Here is a 24,747-nt window from a genome sequence, read left to right on the forward strand (position 1 = left end):
GAACCGTCGGGCTGCGGCCTTGTGTTGCTTGTTTGTGTGGAGGTGCCCCGTGCTGGGTCCCGTGATTCTCGCCGCGTCGCGCAGCGACCGGATGCGACGCCTGATCTCGGCGGCCCCGGGGACGAAGCAGGTCGTCGACCGCTTCATCCCGGGCGAGACCGTCGGCGACATCGTCCCGATCATCGACGACCTCACCGCCAGGGGTCTGGAACTGACCATGGACGTGGTCGGCGAGGACATCACCACCCCCGAGCAGGCCGCCGCCGCGCGGGACGCGTACCTGGAGCTGATCGACCGGATCAAGGACCTGGAGCTCGGTCCGAAGGTCGAGATGTCCGTGAAGCTGTCCATGTTCGGCCAGGCCCTGGAGCACGGCCACGAGCTGGCGCTGAAGAACGTCCGCCCGGTCGTCGAGGCCGCCGCCGCCATCGGCACGACGGTCACCCTGGACGCCGAGGACCACACCACCCTCGACTCGATGTTCGCCATCCACGAGGAACTGCGGAAGGACTTCCCGCAGACCGGCTGCGTCATCCAGGCCTACCTCTTCCGCACCGAGGCCGACGCCCGCCGCCTCGCCGCGAACGGCAGCCGGGTCCGCCTGGTGAAGGGCGCCTACAAGGAGCCCGCCGAGGTCGCCTACCAGAACAAGCACGAGATCGACAAGGCGTACGTCCGCATCCTGCGCGTTCTGATGCAGGGCGACGGATACCCCATGATCGGCTCCCACGACCCGCGCCTGATCTCGATCGGGCAGGAACTGGCCCGCACCGCCGGACGCAAGCTCGACGAGTACGAGTTCCAGATGCTGTACGGCATCCGCAGCGACGAGCACCTGCGCCTGGCCGCCGAGGGCCACCGCATGCGCGTCTACACCGCCTTCGGCACCGACTGGTACGGCTACTTCATGCGCCGCCTCGCGGAGAAGCCGGCCAACCTGCGCTTCTTCCTCCGCTCGATGGTCAGCAAGGGCTGAGCCTCCGCACCCCGCTCGCAACACCGCTCAAGTCAAGGAGTTCGGAACCCATGGACGCTGTGACCCAGGTCCCCACGCCCGTCAACGAGCCGGTGCACGGCTACGCCCCCGGCTCGCCCGAGCGCGCCCGCCTGGAGGCCAAGCTCAAGGAGCTGGCCGAGAACCCGATCGACCTGCCCTGCACCATCGACGGTGTCCAGCGCATGGGCGGGGGCGAGTCCTTCGAGGTCGTCCAGCCGCACAACCACAAGGCCGTCATCGGCACCTACCGCAACGCCACGAAGGCCGACGCCCAGGACGCGATCGACGCCGCCCTGGCCGCGGCTCCGGCCTGGCGCGCGATGTCCTTCGACGACCGTGCCGCGATCATCCTGCGCGCCGCCGAGCTGCTGTCCGGCCCGTGGCGCGAGACGATCGCCGCCTCCACGATGCTCGGCCAGTCCAAGACCGCGCAGCAGGCCGAGATCGACAGCCCCTGCGAGCTGGTGGACTTCTGGCGCTTCAACGTCCACTACGCCCGCCAGATCCTCGCCGAGCAGCCCCCGGCCAACTCCCCGGGCGTGTGGAACCGCATGGACCACCGCCCGCTGGAGGGCTTCGTCTACGCGATCACGCCGTTCAACTTCTCGGCGATCGCTGCCAACCTGCCCACCGCGCCGGCCCTCATGGGCAACGTGGTGATCTGGAAGCCGTCCCCGACCCAGACGCACGCCGCCGTGCTGCTCATGAAGCTGCTCGAGGAGGCGGGCCTGCCCAAGGGCGTCATCAACCTCGTCACCGGTGACGGCATCGAGGTCTCCGAGGTCGCCCTGAACCACCGCGACCTGGCCGGCATCCACTTCACCGGTTCGACCAAGACCTTCCAGTACCTGTGGAAGACGGTCGGCGACAACATCGAGAAGTACCGCGCCTACCCGCGCCTGGTCGGCGAGACCGGCGGCAAGGACTTCGTGGTGGCCCACCCGTCGGCCGACCGCGCGGTGCTGAAGACCGCGCTGACCCGCGGTGCCTTCGAGTACCAGGGCCAGAAGTGCAGCGCCACCTCCCGCGCCTACATCCCGGCGTCGATCTGGAACTCCGGCTTCAAGGAGGAGTTCGCCGCCGAGGTCGACTCCCTGACCATGGGTGACGTCACCGACCTGTCGCACTTCATCGGCGCGGTCATCGACGACCGCTCCTTCGCGAAGAACAAGGCGGCGATCGACCGGGCCCAGGAGGACCCGTCCTGCACGATCGTCGCGGGCGGCACCTACGACGACTCGGTCGGCTACTTCGTCCGCCCGACCGTCATCGAGTGCACCGACCCGGAGAACGAGGTCTTCACGACCGAGTACTTCGGCCCGATCCTCGCGGTGTACGTCTACGACGACAGCTCGGCCGAGAAGTACGACGAGATGCTGACCCAGATGGAGTCGGTGTCGGACTACGCCCTGACCGGCTCGGTCATCGCCGGCGACCGCGCCGCCGCGGCGTACACGATGGAGAAGCTGCGCTACGCGGCCGGCAACTTCTACATCAACGACAAGTCGACCGGCGCCGTGGTCGGCCAGCAGCCCTTCGGCGGCGGCCGCGCCTCCGGCACCAACGACAAGGCCGGCGCCCCGCAGAACCTGATGCGCTGGACCCTGACCCGCGCCATCAAGGAGACCCTGGTCGCGCCGACCGACTACACCTACCCGCACATGGGCTGACGCCCGCGCGGTACCCCCTGAACCCCGCCCCCGCTCCGGAAGCACCCCTCCGGACCGGGGGCGGAGCCATTTGAGTCAGAGGGAAAAGCCCAGGTCAGTGGGGCGTGACCCAATCCACCGTCTCAGATAGTAGGAAGTCCGAGTAATTGTGGAGACAGACGCCCGGTCCTCACCTAGTTTTGTAGGAACCGAGCGTCTCGCTTGATCCAGCGAATGGCGGTCGTGAGCCGGGCCCGTGCAGGTCACCCCTGCGGCAGGCTTTCCGCCCCTTCCGGGGGTGCCGCCCACGCCCATTAGGCAGTGGGGGAGTCTCGTCAGTCTTCTTTTCCGTACTCCGTGCTGCTCGAAGGAGTCGATTCCCATGCCCGAGACGACCGTCCGCCGCCGCGTCCGCCACACCCCGCGCACCAGCGAGTCCGACCGCAAGAACGCCGCCGCCGCCCTCCAGCGCGCCCTCGACCGCCGCGACAACGGCGGCCAGACGGGTCACTGAGGTCCCCGAGTCTCCCCGGGGTGTCCGGATCGCGGACGCTCCATGTCATCTCATGGGACGAGGAGTAGGGTGCCGACATGTCTCGCAGCATCGATCTCGCAGTGATCCCCGGTGACGGAATCGGCCAGGAAGTCGTGGCCGAGGGCCTGAAGGTCCTGTCCGCCGCCCTACCGCAGGATGTGAAGCTGGAGACCAAGGAGTACGACTTCGGCGCCCGGCGCTACCACGCCACCGGGGAGACCCTCACCGACTCCGACCTGGAGCAGCTTGGGCGGCACGACGCCATCCTGCTCGGTGCCATCGGCGACCCGTCGGTGCCCTCCGGCGTCCTGGAGCGCGGCTTCCTGCTCAAGCTCCGCTTCGCCTTCGACCACCACGTCAACCTGCGCCCGAGCAAGCTCCTGCCCGGAGTCGCCACCCCGCTGGCGGGCGACCCGCAGATCGACTTCGTCGTCGTCCGCGAGGGCACCGAGGGCCCGTACACGGGCAACGGCGGCACCATCCGCAAGGGCACCGAGCACGAGGTCGCCACCGAGGTCTCCGTCAACACGGCCTTCGGTGTCGAGCGCGTGGTCCGCGACGCCTTCGCCCGCGCCCAGGCCCGTCCGCGCAAGAAGCTCACACTGGTCCACAAGAACAACGTGCTGACCTTCGCGGGCCACCTGTGGACGAACATCTTCAACAAGGTGGCCGAGGAGTACCCCGAGGTCGCCACCGAGTACATCCACGTCGACGCGGCCACCATCTACCTGGTGACCCAGCCCGAGCGGTTCGACGTCATCGTCACCGACAACCTCTTCGGCGACATCATCACCGACCTCGCCGCGGCCGTCTCCGGCGGCATCGGCGTCGCCGCCTCCGGCAACATCAACCCGAGCGGCGACTTCCCGTCCATGTTCGAGCCGGTCCACGGCTCGGCCCCGGACATCGCAGGTCAGGGCAAGGCCGACCCCACCGCCACGGTCCTGTCCGTCGCCCTGCTGCTGCGCCATCTCGGCTACGAGTCCGAGGCGGCCCGGATCGAGGACGCCGTCTCCGCCGACCTCGCGGAGCGCGGCGCGCTGCCCGCGCGCACCACCGCCGAGATCGGCGACGCGCTCCGCGTACGAGTAGCGGGCTGACCCGGCCGCCGCTCGAAACTTCGAAGCCGTCGGGTCGCTTCCGCGCCCGGCGGCTTCCCCCTGTCCGCCGTCGGGTGCCACCATCATTCCCTGGGCCGCATTCACCCCGTTTTCTTCCGCCGTCGGCTCCGCGCGATAATCGAACGCGGAGCCGCGGTATGAGGGAATGCTCGGACGTCCTAGCACAGGCCATCCGGCCGTACGGGCGTGAGCGCGGCCTGTCACAACAAACTCGGTGAAGGACACTCACTCATGACGACGCCCACGATCGAGCTCAAGCCTTCGGCCAACCCGCTCTCCGACACGGAGCGGGAGGCGATCCTGGCCAACCCCGGATTCGGCCGCCACTTCACCGACCACATGGTGACGATCAGGTGGACGGAGGGCCGGGGCTGGCACGACGGCCAGCTCGTTCCGTACGCGCCGATCTCGCTCGACCCCGCCACGCACGTCCTGCACTACGCGCAGGAGATCTTCGAAGGCCTGAAGGCCTACCGCCGGCCCGACGGCTCGGTCGCCACGTTCCGTCCGGAGAAGAACGCCAAGCGCTTCCAGGCGTCCTCCCGCCGCCTGGCCATGCCCGAGCTGCCCGTCGAGACCTTCATCGAGGCCTGTGACGTCCTGGTCCGGCAGGACAAGGCGTGGGTCCCGGCGCACGGCGGCGAGGAGTCCCTGTACCTGCGCCCGTTCATGATCGCCACCGAGGTCGGGCTGGGCGTCAAACCCGCCAACGAGTACCTGTTCCTCGTGATCGCCTCCCCGGCGGGCGCGTACTTCCCGGGCGGTGTGAAGCCCGTCTCCATCTGGGCCTCCGAGGACCGCGTCCGCGCCGTCCCCGGTGGCATGGGCGACGCCAAGACGGGCGGCAACTACGCGGCCTCCCTGCTCGCTCAGGCCGAGGCCGCCGCCGAGGGCTGCGACCAGGTCTGCTACCTCGACGCCGTGGAGCACAAGTGGGTCGAGGAACTCGGCGGCATGAACCTGTACTTCGTGTACGGCGACAAAATCGTCACTCCGTCCCTGAGCGGTTCGATCCTGGAGGGCGTCACCCGTGACTCGCTGCTGACGGTCGCCCGCGACCTCGGCTACGAGTCCGAGGAGGCCCGCGTCTCCATCGACCAGTGGCAGCGCGACTCCGAGAACGGCACGCTGACGGAGGTCTTCGCCTGCGGCACGGCCGCCGTCATCACCCCGGTCGGCACCGTCAAGCGCACCGGCACCGAGTGGAAGCAGTCGGGCGGCGAGCCCGGCGAGGTCACGATGAAGCTCCGCCAGGCCCTGCTGGACATCCAGCGCGGCGTCACCGAGGACAAGCACGGCTGGATGCACGCACTGGCGTAGGCGCCCGCCCGGCCCTTCGCCTCACCGGCCGCTTCCCGCTTCCCGCCTTCCCGTTCCCCGTCCGCCGTTCGCCGACTTCGCGAACCGGCGGGCGGGGAACGGCCGTTGGCGGTGTGTGTAGCGGCCTCTTCCGACAGGGCCTAGACCCCGATGTCGGCGTGGGCCGGTTCCTGCGCGGCCTCGAGGCGGGCCGTCGGCCGGGGCCGCGGGGCGAGCAGCAGGTAGACCAGGCCGCCGACGGCTCCCGACAGCAGGAAGCTGCAGTCCACGCCACCGGTCAGGGACAACAGCGGTCCCGCGTACGACGGCAGGGACACCGCCAGCAGGCCGGTGCCGGCGCCCACCGCCCAGGAGACGGTCGCCTGGATGTTCCAGCCGGACCGGTACCAGTAGACGCCGCCCCGGGAGCGGCGGTTGAAGACCTGGAGGGCGTCCGCGTCGTACACCCCGCGGCAGCGGGCGAAGCCGATGAGGGTGATGACCGCCCACGGAGTGCCGATCGCGGTGAGCAGGAGGACGAAGGAGGTCATCGCCGACTGCGCGTCCCAGGCGAAGTGGCCGGCGAAGACGCAGGCCGTGGCGACGACGGCGACCGTGTAGGTGGCGCGGGCTCGGGAGGCGCGCGGCAGGATGGCGTCCAGGTCGAGGCCCATCGAGTACAGCATCAGACCCGCATTGCCGACCGAGCCCGCGGAGGCGGACAGCAGCAGCGGGACCAGGTACCAGGTGGGGGAGGCGTCCACCAGCGGCCCGGCGTAGTCGAGGGCGGCGCGGGCGCCGTAGGCCGTGAAGGTGCCGAACAGTTGCGGGACCAGCAGGCCGAGGATCAGGCCGAGCCAGGTGGCGTGCAGCACCCGGCGGGAGGAGTACCGGGTGGGGGAGATGTAGCGGGTGTAGTCGCCGAGGAGGGTGATGAAGGCGATCGGACCGGACAGTCCCGCGGCCACCGTCGCGAGGAACCACGTCGGCCAGAAGCCGCCCAGCAGATAGCCGCCGGCCTCCGGCAGCGCGGCGGTGGTGAAGTGCGGGGCGTAGGCGATCACGCCGAGGATCAGCAGGGCGGTCATGCCGATCGCGAGCACACGGGACATGGCGAGCAGCACCCGGTAGCCGTACACCGCGCCCGTGACGGTCGCCGCGGCGAGCAGGGTGTAGACGACGCCGTACGAGGCCGTGCTCGGCGTCAGTCCGAACAGCCGGTGCAGGACGGAGACCATCACGTCGCCGCCGATCCACACGGTCAGAGCGGTGTAGCCGAGGGCGAGCAGCAGTCCGACCACCGAGCCGACCAGCCGGCCGCGCACGCCGAACTGGGCGCCGGAGGAGGTCGACAGGTTGGTGCCGGTGCGCAGGGAGACCAGTGCCAGCGGGGCCGTGAACAGCGTGCCGACCACCGTACCCACCACGATCGAGCTGACCGAGGCCCACCAGCCGAGTCCGAACGACGGCGGCAGCCAGCCGAAGATGATCACGCCGAGACACAGATTGGACCCCAGCAGGATCGACACCAGATCGCGCGGACCACTGGTCCGTTCCTCTTCGGGGATGGTGTCGACTCCGCGCTGTTCTATCGGCATGGCAGGTCTCCTTCGACGGCCGCCTGAGAGTTAGAGCGACGTTCAATGTGACGGTTGAATCGCTCACCCGTCAACGGTTCCTTTCTGTGAATTTCATGTTTAGAGTGTTGTTCTAATTTGGCGATCAAGGAGGTGCCGCGGCGTGAGACTGACCCCCACCGAGCGCGACCGGCTGCTGCTGTTCACCGCCGCCGAACTGGCCCGCGCCCGCAGGGCTCGCGGCCTGAGGCTCAATGTGCCGGAGGCCACCGCCCTGATCGCCGACACGGTGTGCGAGGCAGCCCGCGACGGCGCCCGGCTCGCCGAGGCGATCGAGCGCGCCCGCACGGTGCTCGGCCCGGACGACGTCCTGCCCGGCGTGGCGGACGTGGTCACCGAGGTCCACGTCGAGGCCGTCTTCGACGACGGCTCACGGCTCGCGGTGGTCTCCGACCCGATCGCGGGAGGCGGGCTGGGCGAGCTGGGTCCGGGCGCGCTGCTGCCGGGACCGGAGCACGCCGAGCCGGAGGCGGCCGTACGGCTCACGGTCACCAACACCGCGGCCGTGCCGGTCTCCGTCACCTCGCACTTCCACTTCTTCGAGGCCAACCCGCGCCTCGACTTCCCGCGCGAACGGGCCTACGGCATGCGGCTCGCGGTGCCCGCCGGATCGTCCGTGCGGTTCGGGCCGGGCGAGAGTGCCGAGGTCGGCCTCGTGCCGATCGGCGGCGAGCGGATCGCGATCGGCTTCGCCGGCCTCGTCGACGGGCCCCTGGACGCGCCCGGGGCAAAGGAAGAGGCCCTGCGCCGGGCCGCCGCCTGCGGATACCTGGGAGCCGACCGATGAGCATCGACCCGTACGCGTACGCGGCCACCCACGGCCCGCGGGCCGGCGACCGCGTCCGCCTCGGCGACTCCGGCCTTGTGGTCCGGGTCGAGTCCGACGCGCAGGAGTACGGCGACGAGTTCCTCGCCGGCTTCGGCAAGACCGCCCGGGACGGACTGCACCTCAAGGCGGCGGCGGTCCGCGAGACCTGCGACGTGGTGATCAGCAACGTCGTCGTCATCGACGCCGTGCAGGGCATCCGCAAGGTCTCCATAGGAATCCGCGAAGGCCGGATCCACTCCATCGGGCGGGCCGGGAACCCCGACACCCTCGACGGCGTCGACGTGGTCGTCGGCACCGGCACCACGATCGTGTCCGGCGAGGGGCTGATCGCCACCGCCGGCGCCGTCGACACCCATGTGCACCTGCTGTCACCGCGCATCATGGAGGCCTCGCTCGCCTCCGGCGTGACCACCATCATCGGCCAGGAGTTCGGGCCGGTGTGGGGCGTCGGCGTCAACTCGCCGTGGGCGCTGCGGCACGCGTTCGGCGCCTTCGACGCCTGGCCGGTCAACATCGGCTTCCTGGGCCGCGGTTCGTCCTCGCACCCGGCCCCGCTGGTCGAGGCGCTGGCCGAGGGCGGCGCCCTGGGCTTCAAGGTGCACGAGGACATGGGCGCCCACACCCGCGCCCTCGACACCGCCCTGCGGGTCGCCGAGGAGCACGACGTCCAAGTCGCCCTGCACAGCGACGGACTGAACGAGTGCCTGTCGGTCGAGGACACCCTGCGTGTCCTGGAGGGCCGCACGATCCACGCCTTCCACATCGAGGGCTGCGGCGGCGGACACGTCCCCAACGTGCTGAAGATGGCCGGGGTCCCGAACGTCATCGGCTCCTCCACCAACCCCACCCTGCCCTTCGGCCGGGACGCGGTCGCCGAGCACTACGGCATGATCGTCTCCGTCCACGACCTCAAGACCGACCTGCCCGGCGACGCCGCCATGGCCCGCGACCGCATCCGCGCCGGGACCATGGGCGCCGAGGACGTGCTGCACGACCTGGGCGCGATCGGCATCACCTCGTCCGACGCCCAGGGCATGGGCCGGGCCGGCGAGACCGTGCGCCGCACCTTCGCCATGGCCGGGAAGATGAAGGCCGAGCTGGGCCCGGTCGACGGGGACGGCCCGGACGACGACAACGCGCGCGTCCTGCGCTACATCGCCAAGCTGACGATCAACCCGTCCATCGCGCACGGCCTCTCCCACGAGGTCGGCTCGATCGAGACCGGCAAGCTGGCCGACATCGTGCTGTGGCGCCCCGAGTTCTTCGGTGCCAAGCCACAACTCGTCCTGAAGTCGGGCTTTCCCGCGTACGGCGTGGTGGGCGATCCCAACGCGGCCACCGACACCTGCGAACCCCTCGTGCTCGGCCCGCAGTTCGGCGCGCACGGCGCCACCCCGGCCGAAATCTCGGTCGCGTTCGTGGCCCAGGCCGCCGTGGACCAGGGCCACGACACGATGCCCACCCGGCGGCGCCGGGTCGCCGTGCGCGGCACCCGCGGTATCGGCCCCGCCGACCTGCGCCTGAACTCCCGTACCGGATCCGTCGACGTCGACCAGCGCACCGGCCTGGTCACCCTGGACGGCGACCCGATCCGCTCCGAGCCCGCCGACTCGGTCTCCCTCAACCGCCTGTACTTCCTGTGACCTCCGTGACCTCTGCGAGGACCCCCGACATGAACACCCCCGCCGTCGACGGCTTCCGCATGCCCGCCGAGTGGGCGCCGCACGAGCGCACCTGGATGGCGTGGCCGGGTCCCAACCCGACCTTCGACACCCCCGACGACGTCGCCGCCTCCCGCGCCGCCTGGGCCTCGGTGGCCCGTGCCGTGCGCCGCTTCGAGCCGGTGACGGTGGTCTGCGGCCCCGGCCAGTCGGCCGAGGCCCGCACCCTCCTGGGCGACGGCGTCGACACCGTCGAACGCGATCTGGACGACGCCTGGATGCGCGACATCGGCCCCACCTTCCTGACCGACGGCACGGGTCGACTCGCCGCCGTCGACTGGACGTTCAACGGCTGGGGGGCCCAGGACTGGGCCCGCTGGGAGCACGACGCGAAGATCGCCGCGTATGTCTCGGACCTCGCGGGCGCGAAGACGTACGCCTCCTCGCTCGTCAACGAGGGCGGCGGGATCCACGTCGACGGCGAGGGCACGGTCCTGCTGACCGAGACCGTGCAGCTCGGCCCCGAGCGCAACCCGCACTGGACGAAGGAGCAGGTCGAGGCGGAGATCCACGCCCACCTCGGCACCCGCAAGGCGATCTGGCTGCCGCGCGGCCTGACCGGCGACTACCCTCCCTACGGCTACGGCACCCTCGGCCACGTCGACATCGTGGCCGCCTTCGCCCGCCCCGGTGTCGTCGTCGCTCACCACCAGCCGGACCCGGCCCACCCCGACCACGAGGTCACCAAGGAGGTCATCGGCATCCTGAAGTCGGCCACCGACGCCGACGGCCGCCCCCTGGAGGTCGTCGAAGTCCCCGCCCCCACCGTCCTTGAGGCCGACGGGCACTGGGCCGACTACTCCTACATCAACCACTACCTCTGCAACGGCGGCGTCGTCCTGTGCGCCTTCGACGACCCGCGCGACGAGCAGGCGGCCGGCATCTTCCGCCGGCTCTTCCCCGACCGCACGGTGACCCCGGTCGACGCCCGCGCCATCTTCGCCGGCGGCGGTGGCATCCACTGCATCACCCAGCAGCAGCCGAAGTCGGTCGTCAGTCGGCGGGCAGTCAGGTAGAACGTACGAGTGAACGTACTGGTCTGCGCAGCCTGCGCCCGACACCTCACCCAACCGCTGCGTCCGCTGCCCGAACTGCCGCCCCGCCCGGAGTACGACGGCCGGAAGAACCCGGACGGCTCGCGGCACGCCCCGCCGACCGTGCCGCCGGGCACGTACGCCGTGGATCCCGAGCCGTGCGGGGCGCCGTTCGTTCCGCACCCGGACCCGCAGTGGGCGGGGGCCGCCGTCCCCGGCGTGTGCGTGGGGAACCCCGACGGCCCGGGATTCCTGATGTCGGCCGGGCCGCGCGACACCCTGGTGGTCGGCCCCGAGGACACGGCCGGTTTCCTGTCCTACAACCCCGCCTGCCAGGAGCACGGGTGCTGCGGGGCCACCGGCCAGGAGGGCCCGAACCAGGTGTGCGGCGGGTGCGGAGCGGTGGTGGCGACGCTGTTCGGCGAGTGCTACGGCCCCTACGAGACCCACTTCCTGCCCGGCGCCGTACGGACGGTCCCGGCATGAGCACCGCCCCGGCGCCCCGCAGGCGTACCCCCGCGCCGCCGCGCGAGGAGGTGCTCGCCGCCGCCATGGAGATGATCGCCGAGCGCGGTCTGGAGCAGCTCACCATGGCGGCGCTCGGCCGCGAGGTCGGGATGAGCAGCGGCCATCTGCTGTACTACTTCCGCTCCAAGGACGAACTGCTGCTGCAGACGCTGGAGTGGAGCGAGAGCCGGCTCGGGGCCGAGCGCGGCCGGCTGCTCACCCGTGCCGCCCGGGTCCGCGAACGCCTCGACGCCTACGTCGACCTGTACGTGCCGGACGGTCACCGCGACCCGCACTGGACGCTGTGGCTGGAGGTCTGGAACCGCTCGCTGAACGCCGGGGAGGACGCCCGCGACCGGCAGGCCGCCATCGAGGGGGCCTGGCACCGGGACCTGGCCGCGCTGGTCGCCGAGGGCGTCTCGCGCGGTGAGTTCCAGCCGGTCGACGCGGACCGCTTCGCAGCCCGGTTGCGCGCCCTCCTCGACGGCTTCTCCATCCACGTGGCGATCGGGCTGCGCGGCACCGACCGGTCCCAAGTCATGTGCCATGTAAGGGACTTCCTCGACGACGCGCTGAACCGGCCGGGGATCGCGGACGCCTGACCAACCGCCGGGGTTGTACGTAAACCGGCGCATTGCCGCGGACCGGCCGGTGCGTTTGACTCCGGGGAGTCCTCGGTGCGGGATCGGGGGACCGGGTTCGGGGGGAACCATGGCGATGGCCGCACACGTCCGCAGAGTCTCCGGCACCGTGTCGGCGGCGGCCCTGCTGCTCGCGCTCGGCCCGGCCGCCGTCGCCGCGCCCCCCGCGCCACGCGTCGAGCGGATCAGCACCGCCACCGACGGGAGCGAGCTGACCGCGGCCTCGGGCGGCGGCGTCATCAGCGGCGACGGCCGGTACGCCGTCTTCTCCTCGGCGGACCCCGAGGGCGGCATCGACACCCGCCTGCACCTCAAGGACCTGCGCACCGGCGCGCTCACCCAGGTCCCGGAGGACCTCGTCCACACCACGGGGCCGATGCTCAGCGGAGACGGCCGCTACGTCGCCTACTCCAACGGCAACCGCTACCCCAAGCCGTACGTGTACGACCGGATCACGGGACGCACGGAGCTGCTGTGGCCCGAGGAGCCGTCGCAGGACACCTCCTACGAGCTGGGCACCGCCGTCGCCATCAGCGCCGACGGCCGGCACGTGGCGTACACCCTCGGCAACCGCCACGGCGACGACTACGCACGCGTGCTCCACGTCCGCGACCTGGACACCGGAACCGACCGGCAGATCTCTCCGCTGCCGCCCGAAGGCCTGATCCGCAACGCCTGGCTGAGCGCCGACGGCCGCACGGTCGCCTACAGCGTGGCGGCCCGCACGGGCCAGGGCACCGAGGGGCGGATCCACGTCGTCCGCGACGGACACGAGTCCGACATCGGCAGCGGCTTCTCGGCCACGCTCGTCCGGCTCTCCGACGACGGCCGCCGCGCCCTGTTCAACGCCGCGGCGGCCGAGGGGACGACCACCGCGTACCTCCAGGACCTGCGCACCGGACGCGTCCGGCAGGCGGCCGGCACCGCGGCGGTCGCCGCCGACGGCTCGCTGCGGCACGTGCTGCTGTCCGGCGACGGCGGACTCGACCTGCTCGCCCTGCCGTCCGGCAGGCGGCACCCGGTGGCCCCGGCCGGCGCCACCGCCCTCCCCCGCGCGGTCGACCGCAACGGCCACGCCGTCGTCTTCTCCTCCCCGGCCGCCGACCTGGTGTCGCACGACACCAACGGCGTCCCGGACGTCTTCGTGCGACGCCTGAACTGACCGCTCCGTTTGGCCGATTCCGGCGCGTTCCCACCGCCCGGCCGGGGCAGTGACGGCTCATGGGACGACAGCACTGGAAGAAGATCTGGATCGGCTCGGCCGGAAACATGGTGGAGTGGTACGACTGGTTCGTCTACGCCAGCTTCGCCACCTACTTCGCCGGGGCCTTCTTCCCGGACGGGAACCCGACCGCCCAGCTCATGAACACCGCGGGCATCTTCGCCGTCGGCTTCTTCATGCGCCCGGTCGGCGGCTGGCTGCTCGGCAGGGTCGGCGACCGCAGGGGCCGCAAGGCGGCCCTGACTCTGACCGTCACCCTCATGTCGGCGTCCGCCGTCCTCATCGCCGTGGCACCGACCTACGCCGTCGCCGGCTACGGCGGCGCCCTCGTCCTGCTCGCCGCACGCCTGCTCCAAGGACTGTCCGTGGGCGGCGAGTACGCGGCCAGCGCCACCTACCTCACCGAGGCCTCCGCCCCGCGCCACCGCGGCTTCGCCTCCAGCTTCCAGTACGTGTCCATGACCGCCGGCCAGATCCTCGGCCTGGGCCTGCAGATCCTGCTCCAGCGCACCATGTCCGACGAGGCCCTGCACAGCTACGGGTGGCGCATCCCGTTCGTGGTCGGCGCGCTCGGCGCGGCCGTGGTCTTCTACCTGCGCCGCAGCATGCTGGAGACCGAGGTGTACGAGGCCGACGCCACCGGCGGCGAGGAGCGCGGCACGCTGCGCGCGCTGTGGCGGCACAAGCGGGAGGCGTTCCTGGTGATCGCCCTGACGATGGGCGGCACCGTGGCGTACTACACGTACACCACGTACCTGACGAAGTACCTGGCCAACTCCGCGGGCCTGCCCAAGCAGACCGCGACCCTCGTCTCCTTCACCGCGCTGATCGTCTTCGCCTGCCTCCAGCCCCTCGCCGGGCGACTGTCCGACCGGATCGGCCGCCGGCCGCTGCTGATCACCTTCGCCGTCGGCTCGACGGTCCTGACCGTGCCGATCATGACCCTGCTGCGGCGCGCGGACGGCTTCTGGCCGGCGCTCGGACTGTCCCTGCTCGCCCTGGTCGTGGTCACCGGCTACACCTCGATCAACGCGTGCGTGAAGGTGGAGCTGTTCCCCACGGGCGTGCGCGCGCTCGGCGTGGCCCTGCCCTACGCCCTCGCCAACGCCCTCTTCGGCGGCACCGCGGAATACGTCGCCCTGTGGTTCAAGAACGCCGGCGCGGAGTCCGGATTCTTCTGGTACGTGGCGGCCTGCGCGGCCGTCTCGCTCGTGGTCTACATCGCCATGCGGGAGACCAGGGACCTGGATCTGACGCGGATGGAGGCCGCGGAGGCGTCCAGGCTGACGCCCGCATCCTGAGACGCGACGTCCGAAGGGCGCGGGACTGTGCCAAACTGCCTCCGTGCTCTCGTACGCCATGATTATTGGCAGCAGGCGCGCCGGTCCGCAGTGACCGCCACGTACGACCAGGTACGGGCGGCCATCGTCGTCCTCGACCCGCGCGCAGACCTCTCGCACCCGCGAGGGGTCTTTCGTTTTCCTGGCCCACCCACAGCCGGGACCGCTGCGCGAGGGACTATTGGGGGGACGGTGGAGCCGGTCATTGACGGCAAGACCGAGATTGCAAACAGGAGCCTTGAGACCATGACCGCATCCAGCCAGCTCGACGATTCGTTCCACGTCTTCGACACCACCCTGCGCGACGGCGCCCAGCGTGAGGGCATCAACCTCACGGTCGCCGACAAGCTGGCCATCGCTCGGCACCTGGACGACTTCGGCGTGGGCTTCATCGAGGGTGGCTGGCCCGGCGCGAACCCGCGGGACACCGAGTTCTTCGCCCGCGCCAAGCAGGAGGTCGAATTCCAGCACGCCAAGCTCGTCGCCTTCGGGGCGACCCGCCGAGCCGGCGCCAAGGCGGCGGACGACCCCCAGGTCAGGGCGCTGCTGGAGTCCGGCGCCGAGGTGATCACCCTGGTCGCCAAGTCGCACGACCGGCATGTGGAGCTGGCGCTGCGCACCACCTTGGAGGAGAACCTGGAGATGGTCCGCGACACCGTCTCCCACCTGCGCGCCGAGGGCCGCCGGGTCTTCGTCGACTGCGAGCACTTCTTCGACGGCTACCGCGCCAACCCCCAGTACGCCAAGGCCGTCGTCCGCACCGCCGCGGAGGCCGGCGCGGACGTGGTGATCCTCTGCGACACCAACGGCGGCATGCTGCCCGCTCAGGTCCAGGCGGTCGTCTCGACCGTCCTCGCGGACACCGGCGCCCGCCTCGGCATCCACGCCCAGGACGACACCGGCTGCGCGGTCGCCAACACCCTCGCGGCCGTCGACGCCGGCGCCACCCACGTGCAGTGCACGGCCAACGGCTACGGCGAGCGGGTCGGCAACGCCAACCTCTTCCCCGTGGTCGCGGCCCTGGAGCTGAAGTACGGCAAGCGGGTGCTGCCCGAGGGCCGGCTGCGCGAGATGACCCGCATCTCGCACGCCATCGCCGAGGTCGTCAACCTCACGCCCTCCACTCACCAGCCCTATGTGGGTGTTTCCGCCTTCGCCCACAAGGCGGGCCTGCACGCCTCCGCCATCAAGGTCGACCCGGACCTCTACCAGCACATCAACCCCGAGCAGGTCGGCAACACCATGCGCATGCTGGTCTCCGACATGGCCGGCCGCGCCTCCATCGAGCTCAAGGGCAAGGAACTCGGCATCGACCTCGGCGACGACCGCGAACTGGTCGGCCGCGTGGTCGAGCGGGTCAAGGAGCGCGAGCTCAAGGGCTACACCTACGAGGCGGCCGACGCGAGCTTCGAACTGCTGCTGCGTGCCGAGGCCGAGGGCAGGCCGCTGACGTACTTCGACGTCGAGTCCTGGCGGGCCATCGTCGAGGACCGTCCCGACGGCACCCACGCCAACGAGGCCACGGTGAAGCTGTGGGCCAAGAGCGAGCGCATCGTCGCCACCGCCGAGGGCAACGGCCCGGTCAACGCCCTCGACCGCGCCCTGCGCGTGGCCCTGGAGAAGATCTACCCCGAGCTCGCCTCCCTCGGCCTGGTCGACTACAAGGTCCGCATCCTGGAGGGCAAGCACGGCACCTCCTCCACCACCCGCGTGCTGATCTCCACTTCGGACGGCCAGGGCGAGTGGTCCACGGTGGGCGTGGCCGACAACGTGATCGCGGCCTCCTGGCAGGCCCTGGAGGACGCGTACACCTACGGCCTGCTGCGCGCGGGCGTGGAACCGGCGAAGTAGCCGAACGGACCCCGGGCCCGCCGCCCGCTGCGGCACAGTGAAGACATGGACGCGGACGACATCGGCTCTCCGGACGGCGGCTCTCTGGCGAGGGGACGTGTGACGACCCGGCTCCCGGCCCGGGACCTGGACCGGGCCCGGCGCTTCTACGCCGACAAGCTGGGGCTGCGGCCCGTCGAGGAACGGCCGGGCGGGCTGCTGTACCGGTGCGGGGAGACGTACTTCGTGCTCTTCCTCTCCACCGGGGCCTCGCCCGGCACGTTCACCCAGATGGCGTGGGAGGTCGACGACATCGAGGCGGCCGTGTCGGAGCTGCGGCGGCGCGGCGTCGTCTTCGAGGAGGTCGACAGGCCCGGGTTCCGCACCCAGGACGGCATCGCCGAGGTCGAGGGGAACTACCCGAGCAAGGGCGCACGCGGGGAGCGCGGAGCCTGGTTCCGGGACAGCGAGGGGAACCTGCTGGGCATCGGCCGCCCCATGCGCCAGGCCTCTCGTCAGGGAGCGCGCCAGATGTTGTCGAAGGCCGCGCTCTCGATGCGCCGCCGCTGCCGTACGGCCTCCAGCTCCGTCACCGCGTCGTTGACGGTGGCCAGCACGGTGACCAGGGCGTCGTCGTCCGGGGCGGTGAGCGGGGCGCCCGGGTCGGTCTCGATGCCCACGGCGGCCGCGAGTCCGGCGATGACGGGGTCGTGGGAGGACCAGCGCTCGGCCGCCGCGCGCCGCGCCGGTGTGTCGGCGGGCGTCTTCCGGTCGCCGCGCGCGGGCATCCAGCGGTGCCGCCGCCCGGTGAGCTGCCCCTCCGCGTCCAGGGCATCGATGTAGGCCACGGCCAGGCCCTCGCCGCGGCGCCACAGCCAGTCCGCGACGGACTCGTACGGCGGCCGGTCGTCGAGCGACGCCGCCGCCTGGTCCAGGAGGCGGTCACCCGTGTCCCGCCGGGGGAGCGGCACGACGCGGTCGCCGTCCAGTCCGGCGGCCCCGGCGGCGAGAAGGTCGGCCAGTTCGGCGCCCGCCAGCGCGAGCGACAGATCGCCCTGCTCGACGGGGCGCTCGGACGGGACGTCCATGCTGACGATCAACAGGTCCCGAGGTGTGGTCATGCCGGCGCTCCTGGTCGGGGTGGTCATGTCGGGCACGGAGACACCGTTCCCAAAGACTGAGCGGGAGTGAGTCCTGGTGCCAGGGCTCGTGCTCAGCCGTGTGCCCCGAACGGTTGTGGGCACACTGGTCGCCCGCTTTCGCTCCGCGTCCGGCGCCGGCGGATCGCGTCCGTGGTCCGGGAATGCGGGGGCGGGGTCCCTCACGCCCCAGGACGCCCGGTGGGGCCTGGGCGGTCCGATGCCCCACCGCATCGCTCCGGTGCGGTGGGGGCGGTGCCGTCCGTCGCCTGATCGGGTGTCCCAGGGCGCGTCGTCCGATCGCCACGGCGGCAGCGTCGTGCCGCGTGGTCTTGCGCGCCTTGGTGGTCAGGGGCTTTTGCCAGTGCTGGGCGCCCCAGCGGCTGGTGTAGGCCGGGTCGACGGCGACGACGGTGACGCCCAGCTCGGCTGCCATCGACACCAGCCGTGCCCGCAGGTGGGCGGTGGGCATCCCGGAGATCAGTTTGCGGAACCGTTTGCGGCGTCCGTGTTTCTCCCGGGTCTTCTCCGTGGCGAAGTCAAGGTCCTCGATCGCGAGGGCCAGGCCGTGTCGGGCGGTCCAGTGCAGGAGGCGGATCAGAGCGTGCCGGACCTGTGCGTCGCAGTGCTGTGCGCCGCCGGTGAGGGTGTAGTCGAAGCGGCGGGGCTCGCCGACGGGGTTGCCGTGCCCGTCCAGGCACCACGCGGCCAGGTGGTCGGCGTTCATGTCCACCCCGACCAGCCCACCCGCACGAGCCGCCTGCAGCGGCACGGCCCTGACCGGAGGGTTCTGCCAGGAGGCGGTCACGTACCAGTGGCTTCGGCCGGTGTCGTAGTGCATGCGGTAGGCCACCGCCCGGTTCGCCGCGACGCGGTCGGCCCACTGCCCGTCCCGGTGGCGGAATACGACCCGGCAGGCGAGCACATACCGGCCGTGAGGCGCGTTCGCCAGCCCCGCCAGCGGCGCCGGAAGCCGGATGCTCACCTCACCGCCGGGGGTGATGCGGATCGTCTCGTTGCCGTACCGCTTGCCGGACTCGCCATCGGCCTGCAGGAACCACCTCTCGGCCTCCCACCGTAGCCGCCACTGCTCCTCCGAAAGCCCGGCGGCCTTCAGGTGGTGCCGGGTCCGGAGCAGCTTCTTGCCGCCGCGCACCACCCGCACTCGCCCGGCCTCCCAGTCAGCCCGTACCTGCTCCAGCCGGTCCTCAAGCACGTGCAGCTGCCGGGACTTGGCAAACCACTCCCGCTCGGAGCGGTAACCGCCCGGCGCCCCCTTGGCGCCCTTGGCCCCGACGGGCTGTGCGAGCCGGTGCGTGATCGTCTCGACGCCTGCCTGGAGATTCTGGAGGTGAGCGAGCTGCCCGCGCCGGGCCAACGCCCACTGATCGTGCGTGGCCTTGGTGATACTGCCCGCCCACCGCGAGGACGAGTTTCCGGTCAACGCCCGCTTCCGCCGCGCCCACTGCCGGCTGTCGTGAGCCGACCCCGCCGCGCAGCGGGCCTTCAGGTCGCGGGCGGCCAGCGAGCCGAGCAGATCGCCGACCTGGCGCAGGACTATCTCGTCCTGCCCGGTCAGGCCCTTGAGGCTGGAGCGGATCGCCACCCCGGACGGGCCGGGCACCACGAACGACGCCCCCACCTCACGCAGCCCGCCCATTGCCCACCCCCGCCCGATGCCGAAGAACCCCTCACCGCACCCAACGACCACCCCCGGCCAAAGGTCACGCATTCGAAACCAGAACTCCCGTCGCCTTACGTCTACTGCTGTCCCACGCCGTACACCGCCGCCGCGACGCTCACTCATGCACACCAGAGCACGCCCAACCAGCATCATCCGCCAGCAGTTCACAACCCCCGACGATACGTCCGTGGGGAGCCGCCGGCCCGGTGCCGCGACGGTGTCCGGCCGGCCGGGGGGCTCCCGGCCGGCCGGCGGTCCTACTGCAACCGCCACTTCTGGTTGGCCGCACCCGTGCACGACCAGATCTGCGCCCGAGCCCCGTTGGCCGAGGAGTTGTCGGTCACGTCCAGGCACTTGTCGGCGGCGAGGTTCACCACGTCACCGGTCGAGGCGTTGTACGACCACTGCTGGGCCCCGGTGCCGTTGCAGTCGTAGAGCTGCACCTTCGCCCCGTTGGCGGTCGACGCCGACGCCACGTCCAGGCACTTGCCCAGCGCCCGCACCGACCCGTCCGGCTGGACCGTCCACTGCTGGGCGGCGCTGGAGTTGCAGTCGTAGAGCTGCACCGCCGTGCCGTTCGCCGTCGAACCGCCCGCCACGTCCAGGCACTTGCCCGCGAGCCCGACGAACGCGCCCGACCGGCTCCCGCCGCCCGACTGCGTCCCGGACCAGGTGAAGGTCGCCGACGTCCGGCCCGGCAGCGAGTAGGTGGCGTGCTGCGAACCCCAGTTGATCGTGACGGTCTTCGCGGTGGTGGCGTCGTTGTAGGCGATCAGGGCCTTGCCGCCGTCCGGGTTGCGCCAGGCCACGTTGGGTACCGCCGAGGAGGCGGTGGACGCGATCCGCTGCGCGCCCGGCCGTACGAACTTCGTCAGGTGCCCCATGTCGTAGTACTCGACCGTGTAGTCGACCTGCCCCGACCGGCCGTCGCCGTTGTGCACCGTGATCAGCCCGGTGCAGGTACCGCAACCGCCGTTGTGCGGACCCATGTTCTGGTCCACCGCCAGCGACCACTTGGTCACCGACTTCGCCCAGTTCCGGGTGTAGTCCACGATGTTGAGCATGTCCTCGCGCTGCTGGTGGCCGATCCAGGTGCCGCCCGAGTGCTCGGTGCCGAAGGCGTCCAGCTGCGGATACCGGTTGTGCACGGTGGTCTGCTGGGCGACGTTGCCGCCGTAGCCGTGCCAGGCGATACCGCCGAAGTTCGGGTGCGCGCGGACGGCCGCGTCGTCCACCGTCTGGGCGGCGTAGGAGTCGTAGGTGTCCCAGTTCCAGTCGTGCGCCAGCACCTTGGTGGACAGGCCCGCGGACTGGAGCTTGGGCAGCAGCTCGCTCTTGGTGAAGTAGGCCAGGCCGCTGGCGTTCCAGCTCATCGAGGGGTAGCCGGAGCAGCAGGTGGGCTCGTTCTGCGCGGTCACGTAGGCGACCGGTACGCCCTGGTCCCGGTAGGCCTGGAGGTACTTCACGAAGTACGCGGCGTACGCCCCGTAGTCCTCCGCCTTCAGCCAGCCGCCGCCCAGCTGCCCGCTGTCCTTCATCCAGGCGGGCGCGGTCCAGGGCGAGGCCATCACCGTGAGCGCCGGGTTGAGCTGGAGGGCCTGCCGGGTCAGCGGCACCACGTCGGCCAGATCGTGGGCGATGGAGAACTTCGCGAGCGACGGGTCGCTCTGCCCGGCCGGCACGTCGTCGTAGGTGTAGCCGCCCCGCGCCAGGTCGGAGGCGCCCATCGGGTTGCGCAGGAAGGAGAGCCCGATCCCGTCCGTGGGCGAGAACAGCTTCCGCATGGTCGCGTCCCGGGTCGTCTGCGACAGCGCGCCGCTGCTGTTCATCAGCCAGGCCGCGGTGTCGGTGAAGGAGGCGCCGCCGCCGGTGAAGGTCTGGTAGCGGGTGTTCTCGTCGACGGTGATGTTCTCACCGCCGCCGCCGGTGCCGGACTGGAAGGCGAACGGCGTCTGCGGTTCGAGGCCGCGTACCACGTGGCGCCCGCCGGAGTCGTCGGTCGTGGTCAGCCAGGCGGTGACGGGCTCGCCCGCCGCCTGCGCGGCCGGGGCGCCCAGGGCCGTCAGGCCCGCCGTGGACAGCAGTCCGGCGAGCAGCAGCCGCAGCGCGCGACCGCGTCTGCCGGGAAAACCGCGTCGGTCGGGAAAGGGGTGCATCGGGTGCCGCCCTTCGTGAGGTGGGGGACAGGGGCGTGCGAGCGGTGAGTAAATGACGGCTTCGGGGCCGAGTCAAGAGGGTGCGCGTTCAGGAGCCGAAGCGACAACTGCCTTCATTCAGCTGTGAGTTGGGCCCGACCCTGGTCCGGTGTGAAGTCTTGACGGCAACGGGCTGACGCTAGTTCACTCAAGGCGTGATCTAAGTCGTGAGTGAATCACGAGTCCAGGGAAGTCCCAGAGTCGAGGGAAGGCCCGTCCATGCGAAGAACCGCCCTGCTCGTCTCCGCCGGCCTGCTCGCCGCCCTGATCCCGTTCGCGTCGGCGCACGCGGCCGACGACCCCGCCCCCGTGTCCATCGACCGCTTCGAGGGCGAGGTGCCCTTCGCCGGACAGCCCGCCGAGGGCATCTTCACCTGGGGCGGCGACAGCGACGATCCGCCCGCCCTGCGACTCGCCGACCGCTCCGACGCACCCGAGGGCGCCAAGGTCCTCTCCGGTACGTACGACATCAGTGGCTACGGCGGCTTCACCCACGACTTCGCGGCCGACCAGCCGGCCCATGACTGGTCCGCCCACAAGGGCATCCGGTTCTGGTGGGAGGGGCAGGACAACGGCAGGAAGATCGCCTTCGAGATCAAGGACGGCGGTGCGCACGGCGAGGCGTCCGAGCTGTGGACGACCTCCTTCACCGACGACTTCACGGGCTGGAAGCAGATCGAGCTGCCCTTCACCGACTTCGCCTACCGCACGGACTACCAGCCCGTCGGCGGCATCGACCACGTCCTCGGCCTCACCGGGATGTGGGGTTACGCCGTCACCCTGCCGACCGGCGTCAAGGGCAGTTTCGCCATGGACGACGTGCAGTTGTACGGCCGGGCCGACCAGTCGCTGCGCGCCTTCGTCACCACCGACGCGGCGGTCTACCCGGTCGGCGAGGGCGGCACGGCGGCGGTGAAGGTCACCGTCGCCACCACCGGATCCGCCCCGCTCGACGAGCCGGTGACGGTCGCCTACCGCACGGGAGGCGGCACCGCCGAGCCCGGCAAGGACTACACCCCGGTCTCCGGCACCCTCACCTTCCCCGCGGGCACCGCCTCCGGCACCTCCCGCACCGTCAAGGTCACCACCCTCAAGGCCAAGACCGCCAAGCCCGCCGGGACGATCCCGCTCCAGCTCACCGTCACCGGCGCCAAGACCCCCGCCGAGACCCCGCAGATCGTCGTCGACGCACACGGGCTGCCGTACCTCGACAGCCGGCTGCCGGTGAAGAAGCGGGTCGCGGACCTGCTCTCCCGGATGTCCCTGGAGGAGAAGGCCGGGCAGATGACCCAGGCCGAACGCGGGGCGATGACCACGCCGGGCGACATCGCCGCCTACGCCCTCGGCTCCCTGCTGTCCGGCGGCGGTTCGACCCCCACGCCCAACACCCCGCAGGCCTGGGCGAAGATGATCGACGACTTCCAGCTGCGCACCCGGGCCACCCGCTTCCAGATCCCGCTGATCTACGGGGTCGACGCGGTGCACGGGCACAACAACCTGGCCGGCGCCACGATCATGCCGCACAACATCGGCATCGGCGCCACCCGCGACCCCCGGCTGGCCGAGAAGACCGGCGCGGTGACGGCGAGCGAGGTCCGCGCCACCGGGATCCACTGGGACTTCGCGCCCTGCCTGTGTGTCTCCCGCGACGAACGCTGGGGCCGCTCCTACGAGTCCTTCGGCGAGGACCCGGCCCTCGTCGAATCCATGGAGACCGTCATCCAGGGCCTCCAGGGACGCGCGGACGGGCGCGATCTGAGCCGCGGTGACAAGGTGCTGGCCACCGCCAAGCACTTCGTCGGCGACGGCGGCACCCTGTACGGCTCCTCCACCACCGGCACCTACACCACCGACCAGGGCGTCACCAGGGTCACCCGGCAGCAGCTGGAGGACATCCACCTGGCGCCGTACGGGCCGGCCGTGGACCGCGGCATCGGCTCGGTCATGCCGTCGTACTCCTCGCTGGACGTCGTCGGCGACGGGCAGGGCCCGGTGAAGATGCACGCCCGCGGCGACATGATCAACGGCGTGCTCAAGGGCCGCATGGGCTTCGACGGCTTCGTCATCAGCGACTGGGCCGCCATCGACCAGCTCCCCGGCGACGCCGCCGCGCAGGTCCGCGCGTCGGTCAACGCCGGCCTGGACATGATCATGGTGCCGTACGCGTACCAGGACTTCCGGGCGACCCTGATCGCCGAGGTGAAGGCGGGGCGGATCAGCCCCCAGCGGATCGACGACGCGGTCTCCCGGATCCTCACCAAGAAGTTCGAACTGGGCCTCTTCGAGCACCCCTACGCGGACACCGCCGGCGCCTCCCGGATCGGCTCCGCCGACCACCGCGCCGTCGCCCGGCAGGCCGCCGCCGAGTCCCAGGTGCTGCTGAAGAACAAGGGCGGCCTGCTGCCGCTGAAGAAGAAGGCGAAGGTCTACGTGGCCGGGTCCAACGCCGACGACCTCGGCAACCAGACCGGCGGCTGGACCATCACCTGGCAGGGCGCCTCCGGCACCCACACCCAGGGCACCACGATCCTTCAGGCCATGCGCAGGGCGGGTGGGAACGTCACCTACTCCAAGGACGCCTCGGCGCCAACGGCCGGTCACGACGTGGGGGTGGTCGTCGTCGGCGAGACCCCGTACGCCGAGGGCGTCGGCGACGTCGGCAACGGCCACGACCTCCAGTTGTCGGCCGCCGACCGGGCCGCCGTGGACAGGGTGTGCGGGGCCATGAGGTGCGTGGTGCTGGTCGTCGCCGGGCGCCCGCAGCTCATCGGCGACCGGCTCGGGAAGATCGATGCCCTCGTCGCCTCCTGGCTGCCGGGAACCGAGGGCGACGGCGTGGCCGACGTGCTCTACGGCACCCGGCCCTTCACCGGGCAGTCCCCGGTGACCTGGCCGAAGTCGCAGGAACAGCTCCCGATCAACGTGGGCGACACGGCGTACGACCCGCAGTTCCCCTACGGCTGGGGCCTGACCACGCTCACCGGCGTCCCGGCCGGCGGCACGGCCACGCTCAAGGCACTGGGCCTCGCGGCACGGGCGGCCGAGCGGGTGGGCGCCGACGCCGTGGGCCGTGAGCTGGTCACCAAGGCCCGGCTGATCGTCCAGCAGAAGGCGGACGGGCGGATGAGCGCGGCAGTGGCGAAACCCTTCGCCGACGCGGATCACCTGCTGCTGACCGGACGTTACGGGGCGGCGGTGGAACAGCTCACGAAGGCCTACACGGCCGCGTGACCGGTTGGTGGGGGCGGGGCCCCGCGGGGGGGGGGGCCCCCCCCCCCCCCGGGGGGGGCCCCCCCGGGGCGGCCGGTTTTTTGAACCGGGGGGTTATTTAAAAAAATTAATGAGGGAACCCCCCCCCGCCCAGAAT

Annotated in this window: 17 protein-coding genes and 2 pseudogenes; 15 read left to right on the forward strand and 4 right to left on the reverse strand. The window is 71.2% G+C overall.

What is annotated here, in order from left to right; translation table 11 throughout:
* Window positions 1-49: 49 nt before the first annotated feature.
* The 5 genes from ACIQFZ_RS12530 to ACIQFZ_RS12550 all read left to right on the forward strand — a co-directional run bounded on the left by ACIQFZ_RS12530 (window position 50) and on the right by ACIQFZ_RS12550 (window position 5,622).
* Window positions 50-976, forward strand: coding sequence for a proline dehydrogenase family protein (locus ACIQFZ_RS12530; RefSeq protein ID WP_365422088.1), 927 nt, complete (start codon window positions 50-52; stop codon window positions 974-976).
* A 50-nt stretch (window positions 977-1,026) separates the two neighbouring features.
* The gene (gene pruA / locus ACIQFZ_RS12535; RefSeq protein ID WP_402691194.1) at window positions 1,027-2,667 is read left to right on the forward strand and encodes an L-glutamate gamma-semialdehyde dehydrogenase; all 1,641 of its coding nucleotides are present in this window, start codon (window positions 1,027-1,029) and stop codon (window positions 2,665-2,667) included.
* Between the two features lie 361 nt (window positions 2,668-3,028).
* Complete coding sequence (locus tag ACIQFZ_RS12540; protein ID WP_365422082.1) at window positions 3,029-3,160, forward strand: hypothetical protein; 132 nt, start codon at window positions 3,029-3,031, stop codon at window positions 3,158-3,160.
* Between the two features lie 77 nt (window positions 3,161-3,237).
* Entirely contained in the window at window positions 3,238-4,281 is a 1,044-nt protein-coding gene (locus ACIQFZ_RS12545; protein ID WP_365775743.1) for a 3-isopropylmalate dehydrogenase, read from the forward strand.
* A gap of 252 nt (window positions 4,282-4,533) precedes the next feature.
* The gene (locus ACIQFZ_RS12550; RefSeq protein WP_365422076.1) at window positions 4,534-5,622 is read left to right on the forward strand and encodes a branched-chain amino acid aminotransferase; all 1,089 of its coding nucleotides are present in this window, start codon (window positions 4,534-4,536) and stop codon (window positions 5,620-5,622) included.
* A 140-nt stretch (window positions 5,623-5,762) separates the two neighbouring features.
* Here ACIQFZ_RS12550 and ACIQFZ_RS12555 read toward each other — a convergent pair whose 3' ends face one another.
* The gene (locus ACIQFZ_RS12555; protein WP_402691195.1) at window positions 5,763-7,199 is read right to left on the reverse strand and encodes a cytosine permease; all 1,437 of its coding nucleotides are present in this window, start codon (window positions 7,197-7,199) and stop codon (window positions 5,763-5,765) included.
* Between the two features lie 142 nt (window positions 7,200-7,341).
* Here ACIQFZ_RS12555 and ureA point away from each other — a divergent pair, with 142 nt between their 5' ends.
* The 9 genes and pseudogenes from ureA to ACIQFZ_RS12600 all read left to right on the forward strand — a co-directional run.
* Complete coding sequence (gene ureA, locus ACIQFZ_RS12560) at window positions 7,342-8,025, forward strand: urease subunit gamma (RefSeq protein ID WP_361416284.1); 684 nt, start codon at window positions 7,342-7,344, stop codon at window positions 8,023-8,025.
* Complete coding sequence (locus ACIQFZ_RS12565) at window positions 8,022-9,710, forward strand: urease subunit alpha (RefSeq protein WP_365422070.1); 1,689 nt, start codon at window positions 8,022-8,024, stop codon at window positions 9,708-9,710. The genes ureA and ACIQFZ_RS12565 overlap by 4 nt, the downstream gene beginning before the upstream one ends.
* 29 nt (window positions 9,711-9,739) lie before the next feature.
* Window positions 9,740-10,804 (forward strand): agmatine deiminase family protein, encoded by a 1,065-nt coding sequence (locus ACIQFZ_RS12570; RefSeq protein WP_365422067.1) that lies wholly within the window; start codon window positions 9,740-9,742, stop codon window positions 10,802-10,804.
* Between the two features lie 9 nt (window positions 10,805-10,813).
* Window positions 10,814-11,308: a hypothetical protein gene (locus ACIQFZ_RS12575; protein WP_376652659.1), complete on the forward strand. Its 495-nt coding sequence runs from the start codon at window positions 10,814-10,816 to the stop codon at window positions 11,306-11,308.
* On the forward strand, window positions 11,305-11,931 hold the full coding sequence (locus ACIQFZ_RS12580; RefSeq protein WP_365422061.1) for a TetR/AcrR family transcriptional regulator: 627 nt from the start codon (window positions 11,305-11,307) through the stop codon (window positions 11,929-11,931). The genes ACIQFZ_RS12575 and ACIQFZ_RS12580 overlap by 4 nt, the downstream gene beginning before the upstream one ends.
* Before the next feature lie 115 nt (window positions 11,932-12,046).
* The gene (locus ACIQFZ_RS12585; protein ID WP_402691196.1) at window positions 12,047-13,132 is read left to right on the forward strand and encodes a TolB family protein; all 1,086 of its coding nucleotides are present in this window, start codon (window positions 12,047-12,049) and stop codon (window positions 13,130-13,132) included.
* Between the two features lie 59 nt (window positions 13,133-13,191).
* Window positions 13,192-14,493, forward strand: coding sequence for an MFS transporter (locus tag ACIQFZ_RS12590; protein ID WP_402691197.1), 1,302 nt, complete (start codon window positions 13,192-13,194; stop codon window positions 14,491-14,493).
* A 285-nt stretch (window positions 14,494-14,778) separates the two neighbouring features.
* On the forward strand, window positions 14,779-16,383 hold the full coding sequence (cimA, locus tag ACIQFZ_RS12595) for a citramalate synthase (RefSeq protein WP_376652658.1): 1,605 nt from the start codon (window positions 14,779-14,781) through the stop codon (window positions 16,381-16,383).
* A 45-nt stretch (window positions 16,384-16,428) separates the two neighbouring features.
* Window positions 16,429-16,863 (forward strand): annotated as a pseudogene (locus ACIQFZ_RS12600) (VOC family protein); the annotation flags it as partial.
* A gap of 14 nt (window positions 16,864-16,877) precedes the next feature.
* Here ACIQFZ_RS12600 and ACIQFZ_RS12605 read toward each other — a convergent pair.
* The 3 genes and pseudogenes from ACIQFZ_RS12605 to ACIQFZ_RS12615 all read right to left on the reverse strand — a co-directional run.
* A pseudogene (locus ACIQFZ_RS12605) lies at window positions 16,878-17,414 on the reverse strand (GPP34 family phosphoprotein); the annotation flags it as partial.
* Entirely contained in the window at window positions 17,305-19,161 is a 1,857-nt protein-coding gene (locus ACIQFZ_RS12610; RefSeq protein WP_402691198.1) for an IS200/IS605 family accessory protein TnpB-related protein, read from the reverse strand. The gene ACIQFZ_RS12610 and the pseudogene ACIQFZ_RS12605, both read right to left, overlap by 110 nt.
* A gap of 281 nt (window positions 19,162-19,442) precedes the next feature.
* Entirely contained in the window at window positions 19,443-21,341 is a 1,899-nt protein-coding gene (locus ACIQFZ_RS12615; RefSeq protein WP_402691199.1) for a ricin-type beta-trefoil lectin domain protein, read from the reverse strand.
* Window positions 21,342-21,599: 258 nt separating this feature from the next.
* On the opposite strand from ACIQFZ_RS12615, the gene ACIQFZ_RS12620 reads away from it, so the two are divergent.
* Window positions 21,600-24,611, forward strand: coding sequence for a glycoside hydrolase family 3 N-terminal domain-containing protein (locus ACIQFZ_RS12620; protein WP_383059188.1), 3,012 nt, complete (start codon window positions 21,600-21,602; stop codon window positions 24,609-24,611).
* Window positions 24,612-24,747: the final 136 nt, after the last annotated feature.

Source organism: Streptomyces sp. NPDC093064 (assembly GCF_044754605.1).
Classification (GTDB): Bacteria; Actinomycetota; Actinomycetes; order Streptomycetales; family Streptomycetaceae; genus Streptomyces.